A 15,846-nucleotide genomic window follows, 5' to 3' on the forward strand; every position below is an offset into this window, starting at 1 on the left:
TGTCACTTGTCGGCGACAGGGGAGGACGGACAGAAACGCACGGATTTCACATTAATTTCACATTAATTTCACAAATATTATCCGTGTATCTGCTTAGATTTCATCTCCCGCTCTCAGTTATCGACCAGATAATTGAATTTTGAGTGAACCCTTTTAGATTTTCGATTGGAAGTTGTAGATTTTTCATTTTTTTAAGCAAAAGCTCCGGAATTTGGAACCCAGCTAATCTAAAATCTAAAATCTCAAGCCTAAAATTTCAAATCTCAAACCGCCCAATTCACAATAACTCCTAAACTTTTGTTTATGCTGACGCACCACCGCAAGCCTGTAAGTTTATCGCTGGTATCCACAGATTTACCATTGTGGTCAGTTGTTGAAACCGCTGGTACGCTTTATCAAAAAGACCGCGATCGCTTTCACTTGTTGTTGCATGAACCAGCCATCATCGATCGTCAATTTTCCGACGACTCCGACGAATCTGGCGAGCAAGTTACAATCTTGCCCTTAACTACAAAACCCCGCTTGCTATGGCTAGAAGTTTCGCCCTATCGAGTCATTATGACCATGCAAGGAAACGGCAAATACAGTTACCGACACTGCTGGGAGCGAGGAATGTACGGCTTGAGTCGTTATTGGCTTCAGGGTAACTCGCTGGCGACTCCCGAACAGTTGCGGCTGCGCAACTTCACCCGCAATTTGACGCTGACAGGAAAGCCGGAACCGGAACACTTGCGGTTAGAATACGAATTGTGGTCGGAGAAAGTACAACTCGGTCGCTATATTTTGAATCTAGAAATTCATCACTAAACTGGGTAATTGGAAAGGGGTAATGGGAAAGGGGTATATGCTAAGTGAAGGCGACGCATTCCTCAAGCTCATTTACCCCCTGTGCGCTGTTGGCGCTCCGCAAAGCAATCTCAAAACTCAAAACTCTCAGCCTTTAGCGATCGCTCTTACAATAATTAATCAGTTTGCTAGTCAAAGCGTCTTGATTGGCGGCTGCTTGATACGCCTGCTGTCCGGCTCTAATAATATCTGCTTGAGCTGTTTGTATTTGCTCTCGACCTTCTATACTTGTAGAAGCGAGATTTCCAGCCTGAAGGCTTTTGCTTATGTCGCCGAGTGCTTGACTAATTTGCTGGAAGGATTTAACCGATGACTGCTGAATTTCTTTGAGGGTTGGATCTGTTATTCGCAGATCCTCAAGGTCATTCGCTATCAGGTTCAAATTTTTAGCTAAATTGTCGGTCGTCGCAGCATCGTTGCTGTCTTTATCAACATCAATGAGAGCGTTGCCTTTGTTGACAATTTCAGTAAATTTAGTACACTGGACAGCTCGGCTATCGCTGCAACTAATCGTCAGCGTACAGCAAGCAAAAACTATCAGCAAGATGGCAATCTGTTTGTGAAAAAAGTACATGAATCCTCGGTTGCAAAAAAAAGTAGATTCTGGGATTTTGTCGTAGAGTGCGTCACTCGATTTTCGATTGTCGATTTACTTGCGACATAGAATCAAAGGAGCTGGAACTTTGGTCTAAAATTAGGGATTGTCCACAAGGCGAGTGTACGCGGCACAGTATCCGTTTTTGGGTGTGTCAGCGGGCCGATCGATATATCGACTGTCGAAAAACTTTACTCGATTTTCGATTGTCGATTTACTTGCGACATAGAATCAAAGGAGCTGGAACTTTGGTCTAAAATTAGGGATTGTCCACAAGGCGAGTGTACGCGGCACAGTATCCGTTTTTGGGTGTGTCAGCGGGCCGATCGATATATCGACTGTCGAAAAACTTTCGCGGCATTCAGACACGCTCTACTAAGCTAAACTACGTACCTGTTTGGGAACTATGGTCAAAAACAGCAATAACCTAAAAAAGGGAAGCATTTGGGGATATCTTACCCTGCTTTTGCCTATTTCCTTGACGGCGGTTGCCAGTTTCGAGTCGGGAAGGATGTTTTGGGCGATCGCCACCACAGCGGGCATTGCTTGGGCTTGCAGGCTCTACCAGCAGCAGCAAAAACACAAACTCGCTCATTTAGACTCGGTTTTCTACAAGTTGATCAAGGAAAATCAAGGGCGAGTTACCGCTTTGGATTTGGCGATGAATGCGAAACTCCCCGGAGAAAAGGTTCAAGAGTATCTCGACGAACGAGCATTTGAATTTGCAGCGGATTTTGAGGTGACGGAACAAGGCGGAATTTTGTATTATTTTCAAATAGCTCCACCTGTCAATCAAAGCGAAACACCTAATGCGGGAATAGCTGTTCAAGAGCCTCCCACTAATCGGGAAAAAGCACAAGATAAAAAACCAAATTTATTCCCCATTGCTCAAACCAAAACTCCTGAAAAGCCCAAAATCTCTTTTACCCAAACGGAACTCTCCCGCAGGTTCAAAGTTCACGCAACTACGATCGGCAAGTGGAAACTTAAGCCGGAGTTTGCTGAGTGGAGCCGCGAAAAAGACCCAGAGGCGATCGCCTGGGAATATTCTATAGAAAACAAGCGATTTTATCCCAAAGATTGAGTTCCTCCGGTATTCGCCAAAATATATCAAGAAACCCGGTTTATACGATGCTCTGCGCTTAGTAACGAAGAATTTGGGAAGAAAGTTAGTTTTTGAGATATGAGTCCGTCCTGGACTAATTTTACTGCCGTTGACAATCAAGCATCCAGGATACAAGCCCCCGGATTCATCCGTGGGGTCAATCGATTTTAGATTTTAGATTTTAGATTTTAGATTTTATATTTACCCCACAGATAAATCTGGGAACTTGAACTAGGGTCTAAAATTTTTATCTTTCCACGACTGTTGTACGTGGCAGCGTATCCGTTTTGGGCTGGGTCAATGCTTCAATTCTTTAATCTAAAATCTAAAATCTAAAATCTAAAATCGATTGACTGAGCAACCTCTTTAGGTTATTTTAAGTAAAATCGTGTTTTGCTGAGTCTGCCAAATAAAAATCGGTAAATTCGATCGTCCTATCGGTGACTTTTTTCTCCTATGTCCAAAACAACCTTGCGAGTAGTCGCCCGCCTCGTGGCGTTTCCCGACAAAGTAGCAGAACTTAAATCTCTGCTGCTGAGCGTTATAGAACCAACTCGCAAAGAAAAAGGCTGCATCAAATACGAACTCCTGCAAAATCAAGCCGATCCCACAGATTTTACCTTTGTTGAAGAGTGGGAAAGTGCAGATTTGCTCGATTTACATCTCGGTTCAACTCACATTCAAGACGCCGTGCAGAAATTAGACGGTTTGGCCGTTGGGCCTCCAGATATCCGCCGCTATGAATTGTTAGCTTAATCGGGTTTTTATAGCAATTTTATTAATGTGTGTGAAATAGCTTAGACCCCCCTAGCCCCCCTTAGTAAGGGGGGACAATAGTTCATTTGAAATGGAAGCAAAGCTAAAAAAATTATGACATTAGCAACAATAAAACAGTTATTTATTTATCCAATTAAAGGGCTGACACCGCAAGAAATGTCGGAGTTTGCTTTAACAGCAGGACACGGAATTAAGGGCGATCGAGCTTTTGCCTTAATGTTTGCAGATAATCTTGAAGCTGCAAAGATGCCCGCCCAAAATATGCCTTGGATGAGTAAAAAACATTTTGCGGTTCAAAACGATTGGCCTCTGTTAGCAGCTTTGGAATGTGATTATCAACCGGAAACGGCCGTTTTAACAGTCAAGCGTGAAGGAGTTGCAGTGTTATCCGCAGAAACGAACACAGCAGCGGGGCGCGATCGCATCGGCACTTTTTTCACCGAATATCTAGCCACAATTGAACCAACAAAAGAAGCGAGACACCCGCAGCTTGCACCTGTACACTTAGTCGGCGACTGCAGCGGCGAAACTCGCTATCCCGATCGAGAACCAGTACACATTTCTTTACTCAGTCAAGCCACATTAGACCAATTAACAGAAATTGCTGTTCAAAACATTGACGTGGGCCGATTTCGCCCGAACATTGTGCTAGAAGGTATGGCAGCTTGGTCAGAATTTGAGTTGATCGGAAAACAGTTTCAATTAGGCACGGCGCGCATAGAAGTTACAGCACGAATCGGTCGCTGTGTCAATATAGAAGTGAATCCAGAAACGGGCGATCGGGATATTCCCCTACTCAGTTTACTGCAACAGGAATTCCGTCACGCACAAACAGGAGTTTTAGCCAAAATTATCAACAGCGGCACAGTTAAAATCGGCGATGTTTTGACTTCTGATTAATAAAAAGCGACATCAAGATTGTGAATGCTGCCTAACTTCTTCTACTGATAAACTCAGTGCTTCTGCCACTTGCTGTGTATTCAATCCCATTGCCAACAACCGAGGCATGGCATCGCGCCGTGCTTGGGCTTCTGCACTCAAAGCCTGCTCTGCTAAGGAAGCTCGTTCTGTACCTGTCAGCAGAACGTCACAGCAATCATCGGAGCCATGAATTCCCGCCACAGCACGTAAGAGCGACGAATCTGATTTCCTAGTCTGGGTGGCACGTTCGGCACGTAGAACCAATCAGGAGCTTCTGCTCCCTTTTCAAGCGGGTCAGTTTCTCGCCAGTAGATGCCGCAGCCTTGCCCCATAGCATATTGCCCGTCGGGATGAAGCCGTTGCAATACCGACCCGATAGAATCAGTTAAAAGAATGCTCTGGGGATGCTCCTGAAAATTCTTCACAAAAGTGCCATCTTCCTCTGGCAATTTCGTGTGGTCGGGGAAGGGAGAGGGAAGGACAATCTTTTCGGTTGCCGGGGTCATGCGACCTCTCAAGTATTGCAGCTTACCTGAATATCTTAACTCATCCTGCTTCCGGCACCCTCACCTTATTACCAATCAAGTTTAGAAAACTCGTGCCAAAATGTTGAACCTCCAAAAAATTAGCATAAGCAGGAGTTGACTTGTAAACTCTAAAAGTCCGCATAATTCCTAAAGTCGCGGCACTTTCCAGCGGGCCGATAAAGCTAGTATCCCTATCCAAAAAATGAGACTGCTTAGCCCAGTGTGCCATCTGTTCCGCATTCAAAAAATAGCAGCCGGAATGAGGATTCAAAGGCCGCTCAAAAGCAATTGTTTGTTCCATGATTTTTCCCCTTAACTGCCGCTGCTCCTCCACATTTTGAAACTTAGCAGTAGCTGTTGTCGCTAAATCACCATCAATATATGCTTTAAAAACAGCTCCTTGAGGCGCTATTTCATAGCGATTAGGTTGCAGCAAATTTCCATTTCCACCGTGATGTGTAAACCAATTTAATTTACTAAAAAACCACGGATCGTGCAGAATTAAATCATCTTCCAAATAACAGAAATAATCGTATTTATTAATACACGCTCGCAATACTGCTTGACACTCAAACCCCAACAGCAGCGGTTCGCATTTTGTAGCGTGGTGCATAAAACATCTGGGCTGCACTGGCAATTGAGGCAACAGATGATAGCCTTGAGTAGTGCAAACAACAATGTCAATTTCGTGCTGTTGAGATTGATTTGCTGGGATAGTTGCACATTCGCTAATATCAATCATGGACTGAGATTTGCCGTACAAAGCTTGTAGCGATGTCACGCAAGCGGTTAAAGCGTTTAGTCGCGGTTGCGGATCGTTTCGCTGGGAAGCGTGTTTCCCGTCGCCGCTGGGATTGTAAAAGTGAGCAATAGTGAATAGAATTCGCATTGGTGTGGAGTAACAATTAGAAATTAAACAATACAACAGAACGATCGCACAATAGCCCTATAAATCTTACCGCACTTAGTCACCAAATAACTCCGGCAGGCGATCGCGCAGCTCAGCATTTAAACGCGGCAACTCGTCTCGCATCTGCAAGTACCAATCTCGCCGCTGCCGGTAGTGCCCGCACAGCAAGCGGTTGTCCCGCACCCATTCGTAAGCATTCGCGGCTATTTCCCGGCGCCGAGAAGTGTCTGAAATCAGCGAATTTAGTTTGGTTTCAAACTCTTTTTCATATCTATAAATCAATCCGGTTTCACCTTCGACAATCGAATGTTCGTACACGGTGGGACTTGCCAGCACCGCTACTCCCCGCGCTGCACATTCAATAAATTTTAAGTCAGATTTCGTTTCGTTAACCGGGTTGGCAACAAGCGGCAGCAAAGCTATATCGCAACTGTACATAATTTCTTGATACCGTTCGTAACTGCAAAATGGTTCAAATTCTTTTTGCTGTATTTTCAAGGATTCAAAAAATCGGCGGTCGTGGATTACTTTAACTCGAATCCGGTGCTTGTGTGCGACTAAAACTCGATTTAGCGCTGCCATTATCGGCTGCCAATCTTTTTCGCGGTTTAGCGCACCAAAAAAGATGGTGACTGTATCTTGGGCGGGATAAATTCGCGGCGGAGGTAGATAGGCTAATTGATTGGGAAAGACGGCAACATTCGGATTGTATTGTCGCAAAATTTTTGCTAGCGGTTCCGTAGAAGTTTGCACGCAGTGACAGCCGCGATAGCTGAGGTAATTATTGTCTGCGTATTCGCGGCGGCGGACGGGATTGTCGTCAATTTCAGCTACTATTAAATAGCCTTGTTGCAGCAGTTCTTTGAGTTGGGGAATATAGGCGGGATATTGCATGATTGTCCGCTGCCAAATGAAGACTTTTTCTTCTCCTGACAGTGGTGGAACTAATTCTGCTGTTTTCACGGCGGATACTGTGCGGACACCGGGAATTGTGGCGCTAAATTTGTCCGGTTCCAAAACTCGCACGCGATCGCACCCTGTAGGAGCCATAATGATAGTCTGAATCAGCAGTCTGCGCGCAGGTAAGGCCGATTTGGTCGATCGCGCGATATAATGTTCAGCACCTGTTTCCGTAGCAAAGCTGCTCGATGTTAGCTCTAAAGCCTTTACCATTGGATGCAGTAATTCCTGAAAGCGGACAAAATTTTCGGTTTTGTGTCCCTTCCCTTGAAATTCATAAACCTGCAATCCGGCTTGAGCAAATAGTGATTTAATACTTTCTAGGGTAAACCAGTGCTGCATCTTGCTGTCGGGATTCTCCCACTGTCCCCGCAACAGATTGACAATTCGCCGCCAGTATTGAACGTTGGGGATTCGGGCGATAATTTGCCCCTCTGGATTCAGCAAACCACTGTACTGCTTGAGCACTTCCCAGGGGTTTTTGAGATAGGGTAGCAAGTCGCCAAAAATTAAGCAATCGACGGTTCCTGGAGCGATGTCGAGACTTTCGATGGCAATTTCTTCAATATCGGCTACCGTCACCCAGTTTAGCCGATCGACCGCAATTTTAGCTTTTTCTCGATCGCATTCAATGCCAATATACTGACAGTGAGGATTTATCTGCTTGTACTCTTGGCCCGTCGCACCCGTACCGCAGCCAATTTCAACAATGACTTTAGCATCCGGCGGGAGCAACTTCAAGAGGTCGTGGTTGACGCGATCGATCACTTTGTCTAAAATTCCTGATTAGTTGATCGTAAAATAAAACAGACCAACCCATGCCGACAGACAACCAGCCGAAGGTTAGCATTGCGATGCCAGTATACAATGGCGATCGGCACATTTGTCAAGCACCAAATTTTCTGTTGCCAACTCTTTCCCTTCCCTCTTTTCTCTTCCTCTGCGTTCTCTGCGCCCTCTGCGGTTCATTTAATCTTATTCACCCATCCTACAATGATTGCTATCTCTTAGCAAATAGTGAGCCAAATTATAATTTATTCTCAACCCATACCCTTATTTAGCGCGATTTAGAAACTCCATTAATTCTGATTTTTTCCTAAAAAATAAACACAACAATTTACTGAATACATTAGAAACTATGAACCCTAATCTAGGAATGAACATCGCCGGCTACATCAACGGCGAATTTGGCATAGGAGAAGGTGTCAGAGCAAATATCAGAGCCGCAGAAGCCGCCAACATTTCCTTCGTCATCAACAACTTTACCCGCAGTCCCCACCGCAAGCAAGACACCACCTATCAAAATTTTAGCTCAGACAATCCCCATCCCGTAAACTTAATTCAAGTCAACGCCGATGAAGTTGCAACTTTTATCAAACATACAGGTTCCAGCTATTTTGAAAACAAATACAATATCGGCTTTTGGGCCTGGGAACTGCCCGCATTTCCCCCAGAATGGCAGCCCGCATTTAATCACTTTCACGAAATATGGACTTACAGCAACTATTGCGCCGAGGCAATTTCCGCATTAGCGCCAATTCCCGTCATCAAAATCATCCCCAGTATTGCTCTACCCGCACCTTCCCGGAACAGAGAAGCGCTGGGTTTACCTAAAGATAAATTTATTTTTCTGTTTGTATTCGACTTTTCCAGCCGCATCGAACGCAAAAATCCTTTAGCGGTAATTCAAGCATTTAAACACGCTTTCGGCGAAGATGACAGCGTATTGTTGATTGTCAAATCTTCTAATTCAAACAAATTTACCGAGGCTCAAGCATCCTTAAACTCAGCCATAGCACATAATTCAAATATCAAACATCTAGACGGGTATTTGTCCAAAGATGAAATTAACGGTTTGCTCTACAATTGCGACTGTTACGTATCGCTGCACCGCTGCGAAGGATTCGGCTTAACAATGGCTGAAGCCATGTTTTACGGCAAACCCGTAATTGCCACCGGCTATTCATCAAATACAGAATTTATGAATGTCGGCAACAGCTATTTAGTCAAGTATAAGTTAATCCCAATTGAGAAAGATTGCGGGCCTTACAAAAAAGGCAATTTTTGGGCAGAAGCGGATGTCGAACACGCTGCCGATTCAATGCGCTACGTCTTCAACAATTACCGGGAAGCTCAACAAATTGGAGCGATAGCTGCTGAGGAAATTAAGAATTTACTCAACCCCCAAGCTACAGGTAATAAAATTAGAAAACGTCTCGAATATATTGCCGAGATTACCGATAACTTTCAAAGCATACCTCTATCAGGAACAGCCAAAGCGAAGCCTGCCAAAATTAGGGCTAACTTGTCGCCATCTCAGGAAAAAAATCAATCAAGTGCAGAACGGCAAAACGGGCAGCCGAAGGTTAGTATTTGCATTCCGACATACAACGGAGAAGCATTTATTGCGGAAACAATTAAAAGTGCTTTGGCCCAAACCTACCCTAACATAGAACTGATTATATCCGATGACGGCTCCACAGACCGCACAATTGCGATCGCCCAATCATTCCAATCACAAACCTCAGTCGATTTCCGCATCATACTGCACCGCAACTACGGCTTATCACAAAACTGGAATTTTTGCATATCCCAAGCAAAAGGTCAATACATTAAATTTCTCTTTCAAGACGACTTGCTCGCACCCGAATGTATTGAAAAAATGGTCGCACTCGCCCAAAAATACCCAGAAATAGGTATGATTTTCTCCCCGCGCGGCATCACCATAGCTGAAGAAGAATCTAGCCCCATTTTGCGGAGAGCTTCCAAATCAATTAAAGATTTGCATAAAAGTTGGTCGAAGTTAAAAACAATTCAACCCGGCAAAGCAATGCTAGCAGATACTAACTGCTTGAACAACCCCATCAATAAAATTGGCGAACCGAGTACCGTCTTAATTGCCGCCCGAGTCTTTGAAGAAATAGGATTTTTTGATTCGGAATTGTCTCAGTATGTAGACTTAGATATGTGGTGGCGAATCATGGGCAATTATCACATTGGATTCATAGACGAAAAACTCTCGTCGCTCAGGATTCATCCCGAACAACAAACTTGGAAAAACTTCGCTGCTGGGGAAAATCATAAAGATGTAGTCAGATTTTACAAAAAGCTACTAAATAGTCCTGATTACAGTTTCCTAAATCAATCAATAAAAGATAAAATTCGCCAAAAGTTGGCATTGATAAATCAGCCAAATTTTTCAAAATTGTCAGCACTGCTTGAGCAGTACAAAAAATTGCCATCAAACCAGTCTATTCTCGCGCAACTCCGCCAATACCGCCAACAGCTAGCTGAATATTGGCTGAATTTGCCAGCGGAAAAATTAGAAAATGCTTACTCGCAAGAAGCGGGAAAATCTCATAAATTGCTACTACATAGCAGGCTCAAAAATGAAAGTTTAACCGAGTCCGAGCAACGTTTTGTCCAGCAGTTATCCTCTAAACTTGCTGAAAAAGGGGAAATTGCCGATAAAATTCAATATCCCCTCGCAGCGATGCTGTACCGCGACGCTTATCAGTTGCCGCTAGAGTATAAAAATGCAGCGATTCCCCAGTGGTTTTTTGACGACTTTCTGAAATTCTTATTTCACTCTCCCAATTATTTTCAACAGAAGTCGGAAGTTGAAAGGTACTCTGAATATTTTCAGCAGCTTATCAACTACGTCGCTGCTAATATCGTCAGTTTTCCCGATTCTGAAGTTTGGCGTTATTTGGCGGCATTTATTGCGAAAAGTGTTAGTTTCAAAGCTTTGTATTTGAGCGAGGCAAATCTGCTCAATATATTCAGTCAGCGAGCGGATATTATGGAATTTTATTTAAAAAATATCGGCTGTCAAGTAGACTGGAGTTTTACTCAAAGAGAACCTGAAAGACATAAAATCCGAGCGGGCTTTTTGCTTGATAATAAAATTAGCGATAAATTCGAGAGTCGTGCAGCAATTTCGAGTTTTGAATATTTAGACAGAAACAAATTTGAAATTATCGTGTACCATTTCCACGTACAAGACGAGCGACTGGAGAAGTATTGCGAAAGTTGCGCCGACAAACTGGTGCCACTGTCAGAAGATTTGCCCCAGCAAGTCCGAGAAATTCGATCGCACGATTTAGATATTCTGCTAATCTGCACCAATACTGCCGACACTTCCCAACCAAGCGCGCTGCTGTGCCTGCACCGACTAGCGCGGGTGCAAATAGCTACCAATACCTCAACACCCGCAACCACCGGAACCCGAAATATCGATTATTTCATTGCCGGAGATTTGACATTGCCCGCAGGTGCGGCAGCAGAGTATCGCGAAAAATTAATTACCTTAGAAGGCTCGGGATTTTGTTTCAGCTATCCTGTAGAATCAACACCTGCCAGAGTTGAACCGACTCGCAGCAGTTGGGGAGCCACTGAGGAGTCTGTAGTTTTCATGTCCGGCGCTCAAGCTTTCAGAATTATCCCAGAATTGAGAGAAACTTGGGCAAAAATTATTGCCGCCGTACCGAATTCTATTTTAGTTTTGTATCCCTTTCGTTCTCGCAATGAAAACTATCCGACGGTGCCTTTTTACAAACAAATTCGATCGCTCTTTGCCGAATTTGGGATTGACAAAAATCGCTTAGTTGTGATAAAAGCGCTGCCATCTCGCGCAGATTGCATAAAATGTCTGGAATTGGCTGATATATATTTAGACTCCTATCCATACAGCAGTGCCTGCTCCTTAGCAGAAGCGCTGTTAGTCGGGTTGCCTGCAGTGGTAAGCAAAGGGCAAACAACTCGCTCGCGACAATCAGCCGCAGTGCTCGAAGAACTGCTACTTCCGGAACTGGTAGCAGACAGCGAGAATTCTTATTTAGAGCTGAGTAAAGCACTGGGAACCAACCCAGAACTGCGCCGGCACTACCGCGAGCGAATCCAGCAACAAATGGCGGCAAACCCCAAGCATCTAGACAGTCGCGCTGGCTCGACCCAACTCGGAACACTCTTGGAAAGACTATTCCCAGAGTAAAGGAAGAAGGCAGTTCGGCAACGCGCAGTGTCAGGGATGTAACAGATGGATGTTGAGCGAACAAGGAAGATGGCAGAAGAAATATTTTCCCACTCTCCCACTCTCCCTCTCTCGCCTTATCCACTTACCATTCTGAGACCTGCGGGGAACCCCTCGCTAGGCAGAGCGTCAAGAAATAGACATCAATAGCGTTAGCCCGCTGACGGTCTGCTATCATCGGGGAATCGAGGGGTTAGTGGTTGTCGCTCTTTTCCTGCCACAGCTAAATTAAAAGGGAAAGCGCAAGTCAGTTGGAGATAAAAAAATGACAGGACTTTTTCAAATAGGCGATAAATTACTGCAAGCTCAGGATATGCCATCGCTCCTGAAGCGATATCAGTTGATGCCGCAATTCTTGCGGGGTGTAATAGTAGACCAAGCGATCGCATCCTTTAGTTGCAGCGACGAAGAACGCCAATCCGCCGTCGAGAATTTTCTGGCACAACACCAACTGACAGCCCCCGAAGCCAAAGAAGCTTGGCTGCGCAGCCAAAACATGACTGAAGAAGAACTTCAAGAGATGGCCGTCAGGCCCTTGCTGATCGAAAAATTTAAGCAAGCCACTTGGAGACCTAAAGTAGATAATTATTTTTTAACCCGCAAAGCCAGCCTAGACCACGTAGTCTATTCCCTGGTACGCACCAAAAATCCCGCACTGGCAAACGAACTTTACTTTCGCATCCTCGAAGGGGAACAAACCTTTGCTGAAGTGGCCCGCGACTATTCCGAAGGGCCCGAGTCCAAGTCAGGCGGCTTGTTGGGCCCAGTACCCCTCAGCCAGCCCCACCCGGCAATCAGCAAACTTTTGTCCGTCAGCCAGCCAAATCAACTCTGGACGCCGCGTCCTCTGGCAGAATGGATGGTAATTATTCGACTAGAAAAGTTCATGCCGGCCCAGCTCGATGAATCGATGCGGCTGCACTTGATTAACGAACTCTTTGAAACCTGGCTCGCCGAACAGATATCGCAAATAGGCCCGCTACAGCCCCTCTCCTCCCTGTCTTCAATTTCATGACAATCAAGCAATTTGGTCAGGGGCCCCCGGATAAATCCGTGGAGACTTTAAAAAGCGTAGCATCCTGACAAAAAACCCCTGGATTCATCTGTGGATTCAATCTAAAATCTAAAATCTAAAATCTAAAATTGGATGACTTCTTCCGCTGTTTCCCTCTCCCAAATTCAGGATTTCCTAGCTCAAACACCTCCCTTTGACCGACTGTCAGAGACGGCTCTGTCAGCCTTGGTGGCTAAATGCCAACTCCTCGGCTACCGGACGGGGCAACCCCTGTTTGAACGGGAAAAAATGCCGACTCAGGTGGCAATTATCTATCAAGGCCAGGCCCGGCTGCTGGGCTTTGACCAGCGCTCGCAGCGCCACGTAAGTTTGCGCTTGGTGCAGTCGAAGGAAATCCTGGGCTGGGCTGGCTTGCTCAGGGGAGTTCCCTGCGAGACGGCGATCGCCTCTACAGATGTAATTGCGATCGTCCTACCTGCCGAAGATTTCCTGAGTGTACTGGAAAAACAGCCGACCTTTGGAGAAGCCTTTCGCGAACACTGTTCCTTGAGCGAAGTATTTGAACTGTTGAGCCTGGAGTTGCAGCGCCAAGCCGACGGCACTTCCAATCTCAAGGAACTTACCCTGCAAGCTTGGCAAGATGCGACAGTTGTCAACGTGCCAAACGGCAACAAAAAAACTCAAGACCTCGCCAAAGAGCTAGATGCCGATCGAGTTTGGCTCGTCAGCAGCGGGGTCTTGGGCGACTTTCCCACCGGCAGCCGCTTTTCTGTGGAAAACGCAGCCAAATCCTTAAAAGTAGAAGGCCGCCTCGGCGCCCGCTTGGTCGGCTTCCGGGAACCCCCAGAACCCCAACCCGAGACAGACCCATTAAATGGCACGACAGATCTAGTAGACCCTGGGCAGAATCCGCCCGGAAAATTGATCGAGATTCTACCGGGCCCAGACCGCCCCCCAGAACCCGCAACCGGTCAACCAAAGGAGGCGGCGAGATACCCTGTTTTCCGAGCCAAAGGGCAGATTGAGGCCCCGCTTGCTTGCTTCCAAATGTTGAGCAAGTATTTCGGCCTCAAATTTCGTCGAGATATCATCCGCAAAGTTCTAGAAAATCAGTTAAAAACCGCTGGTTCTATCAGTATGCAAGCTTGCGGGGCGATCGCCCAAAGCATCGGCCTCACCCCTCAATTGGCGCAAGTGCCAGCAGAAGCCATCAACCGCATCAAAGCCCCCGTAATGATTAAATGGCAAGATAGTTTTGCCATTATTTACAGCATCACCGAGCAAGAATTGGTGCTCGCCACGCCCGAACAGGGGCTGATGCGGAAGCGGATACCTCAGTTTAAAGAAATCTGGGGAGAATCAGGAGAAGTCCTGCTGCTGCAAGCTCCGCAAGTCGAACAAAAAGAGCAGTTCAGCTTCTGGTGGTTTGTGCCGGCTCTCATGGAACACAAGACAGTGTTTTTTGAGGTGTTGCTCGCTTCGTTTTTTGTACAGTTATTTGGTCTTGCCAACCCATTAATCAGCCAAGTAATTATTGATAAAGTATTAGGTCAGCGCAGCATTGACACCTTGGATATTTTGGGAGCATTTCTGTTAGGTGTTGCCCTGTTTGAAGGACTGCTCAATGGTTTGCGTACCTTTTTGTTTATAGATACCTCAAACCGCATCGATGTCAAATTGAGTGCGGAGGTAATCGACCACTTGCTCCGGCTGCCCCAGAATTACTTTGACAACCGGCGCGTGGGAGATCTGGTTTACAAATTCAGCATGATGGGCCAGATTCGGGAATTCATGACGAGTACAGCTTTGACAGTGGTTCTCGATGCGGTATTTTCGGTGGTTTACGTCGCCGTTATGATCTCTTACAGCGTGCAGCTAACTTTTGTATCTTTGGCAGTGGTACCGATACTGGGGCTGATGATTGTTCTAATCAATCCGCTGGTGCTGCGCCTGATCAAACAGAGAAACAACCGTTTTGCTGACTCTCAATCTTATCTAGTGGAAGTAGTCAGCGGGATTCAAACTGTTAAGGCTCAAAATATTGAATTGAAATCCCGCTGGGAATGGTCGAGCCGCTACGCAAAATACATTACAGCCAGTTTTAAAACAATTCTCACGGGGACTGCGGCCGGTACGATTAGCAGCTTTTTAAACCAGGTGGGTAACTTAGCTCAGTTGTGGGTGGGAGCTTATTTGGTACTGGGAAATGAGATTACTTTGGGTCAGTTGATTGCTTTCCGAATAATTTCCGGGAACGTGACAGGTTCGCTGCTGCGTTTTGTCAGCGTGTGGCAGAGTTTCCAAGAAGTCTCGATGTCGATCGATATGCTTAAGGATGTTGTCGATACGCCGACGGAAACCAGCGATGAAGACCGGAACAATATCCCGCTGCCGGCAATTCAGGGGCAGGTTACGTATGAGGAAGTTTCCTTCCGATTCCTCGAAAGCGGGCCACTGCAACTGGCGAATGTGAATTTGGAATTTCCCGCTGGCAGTTTTGTGGGAATTGTAGGGGGAAGCGGTTCCGGTAAAAGTACGGCGATGAAGCTGTTGCAGCGTCTTTATCCGCCGCTGTCGGGCAGGATTTTTATTGACGGGTACGACATTGCTAAGGTGGAACTATACTCGCTCCGCAGCCAACTTGGGGTGGTGCTGCAAGATACTTTGCTGTTTAACTGTACTGTGCAGGAAAATATTGCTCTGAGCAATCCCGATGCGAGTACGGATGAGATTGTGCGAGCTGCGAAATTAGCGGTAGCTCACGATTTTATTATGGGCTTGCCTGCTGGGTACAATACGATAGTCGGAGAGCGGGGTGCGTCGCTTTCTGGGGGTCAAAGGCAGCGTTTGGCGATCGCCCGCACGATTTTGCAAAACCCGAAACTGCTGATTTTGGACGAAGCTACAAGCGCCCTCGACTACCATTCCGAACGCCAAGTTTGCAATAATTTAGCAGAAGCTTTCGCCGGTCGCACGGTGTTTTTCATTACTCACCGCCTGACTACAATCCAAAACGCCGACATAATTATTATGATGGATCAAGGTTCAGTAGTCGAGCGGGGAACTCATAAAGAATTAATGGCTCTTAAAGGGCGTTACTACTGCCTATTCCAACAACAAGAGTCATCGAATACCTGATATCAAACAACTCACAACTG

At 45.8% G+C, this 15,846-nt stretch carries 11 protein-coding genes and 1 pseudogene; 7 read left to right on the forward strand and 5 right to left on the reverse strand.

Annotated features, from left to right (window positions below):
- The first annotated feature begins 303 nt into the window (after positions 1 to 303).
- A complete protein-coding gene (locus QUA80_RS16175) occupies positions 304 to 807 on the forward strand; it encodes a hypothetical protein (protein WP_333426106.1) in 504 nt (167 codons plus the stop codon).
- A 133-nt stretch (positions 808 to 940) separates the two neighbouring features.
- On the opposite strand, the gene QUA80_RS16180 is transcribed toward QUA80_RS16175, so the two are convergent.
- The gene (locus QUA80_RS16180) at positions 941 to 1,420 is read right to left on the reverse strand and encodes a hypothetical protein (RefSeq protein ID WP_333426108.1); all 480 of its coding nucleotides are present in this window, start codon (positions 1,418 to 1,420) and stop codon (positions 941 to 943) included.
- A 427-nt stretch (positions 1,421 to 1,847) separates the two neighbouring features.
- Here QUA80_RS16180 and QUA80_RS16185 point away from each other — a divergent pair, with 427 nt between their 5' ends.
- The 3 genes from QUA80_RS16185 (at position 1,848) to QUA80_RS16195 (ending at position 4,223) form a co-directional block, all read left to right on the forward strand.
- Positions 1,848 to 2,525 (forward strand): hypothetical protein, encoded by a 678-nt coding sequence (locus tag QUA80_RS16185; RefSeq protein WP_333426109.1) that lies wholly within the window; start codon positions 1,848 to 1,850, stop codon positions 2,523 to 2,525.
- 477 nt (positions 2,526 to 3,002) lie between these two features.
- Complete coding sequence (locus QUA80_RS16190; protein ID WP_333426111.1) at positions 3,003 to 3,302, forward strand: putative quinol monooxygenase; 300 nt, start codon at positions 3,003 to 3,005, stop codon at positions 3,300 to 3,302.
- 114 nt (positions 3,303 to 3,416) lie between these two features.
- The gene (locus tag QUA80_RS16195) at positions 3,417 to 4,223 is read left to right on the forward strand and encodes an MOSC domain-containing protein (RefSeq protein WP_333426113.1); all 807 of its coding nucleotides are present in this window, start codon (positions 3,417 to 3,419) and stop codon (positions 4,221 to 4,223) included.
- A 12-nt stretch (positions 4,224 to 4,235) separates the two neighbouring features.
- Here QUA80_RS16195 and QUA80_RS33830 read toward each other — a convergent pair whose 3' ends face one another.
- The 4 genes and pseudogenes from QUA80_RS33830 to QUA80_RS16210 all read right to left on the reverse strand — a co-directional run bounded on the left by QUA80_RS33830 (position 4,236) and on the right by QUA80_RS16210 (position 7,409).
- A complete protein-coding gene (locus tag QUA80_RS33830; protein ID WP_445302249.1) occupies positions 4,236 to 4,445 on the reverse strand; it encodes a hypothetical protein in 210 nt (69 codons plus the stop codon).
- Positions 4,406 to 4,750: pseudogene (locus tag QUA80_RS16200) on the reverse strand (Uma2 family endonuclease); the annotation flags it as partial. The pseudogene QUA80_RS16200 and the gene QUA80_RS33830, both read right to left, overlap by 40 nt.
- Before the next feature lie 40 nt (positions 4,751 to 4,790).
- Positions 4,791 to 5,660: a calcium-binding protein gene (locus QUA80_RS16205; protein WP_333426115.1), complete on the reverse strand. Its 870-nt coding sequence runs from the start codon at positions 5,658 to 5,660 to the stop codon at positions 4,791 to 4,793.
- A gap of 75 nt (positions 5,661 to 5,735) precedes the next feature.
- Positions 5,736 to 7,409 (reverse strand): methyltransferase domain-containing protein, encoded by a 1,674-nt coding sequence (locus QUA80_RS16210; protein WP_333426117.1) that lies wholly within the window; start codon positions 7,407 to 7,409, stop codon positions 5,736 to 5,738.
- 370 nt (positions 7,410 to 7,779) lie between these two features.
- On the opposite strand from QUA80_RS16210, the gene QUA80_RS16215 reads away from it, so the two are divergent.
- From QUA80_RS16215 to QUA80_RS16225, 3 genes are all read left to right on the forward strand, one after another.
- Entirely contained in the window at positions 7,780 to 11,634 is a 3,855-nt protein-coding gene (locus tag QUA80_RS16215) for a glycosyltransferase (RefSeq protein WP_333426119.1), read from the forward strand.
- Positions 11,635 to 11,938: 304 nt separating this feature from the next.
- The gene (locus QUA80_RS16220) at positions 11,939 to 12,688 is read left to right on the forward strand and encodes a peptidylprolyl isomerase (protein WP_333426120.1); all 750 of its coding nucleotides are present in this window, start codon (positions 11,939 to 11,941) and stop codon (positions 12,686 to 12,688) included.
- A 132-nt stretch (positions 12,689 to 12,820) separates the two neighbouring features.
- On the forward strand, positions 12,821 to 15,826 hold the full coding sequence (locus QUA80_RS16225; protein ID WP_333426122.1) for a peptidase domain-containing ABC transporter: 3,006 nt from the start codon (positions 12,821 to 12,823) through the stop codon (positions 15,824 to 15,826).
- The last annotated feature ends 20 nt before the right edge of the window (positions 15,827 to 15,846 follow it).

The sequence above is a fragment of the Microcoleus sp. F4-D5 genome (assembly GCF_036704885.1).
Lineage (GTDB): Bacteria > Cyanobacteriota > Cyanobacteriia > Cyanobacteriales > Microcoleaceae > Microcoleus.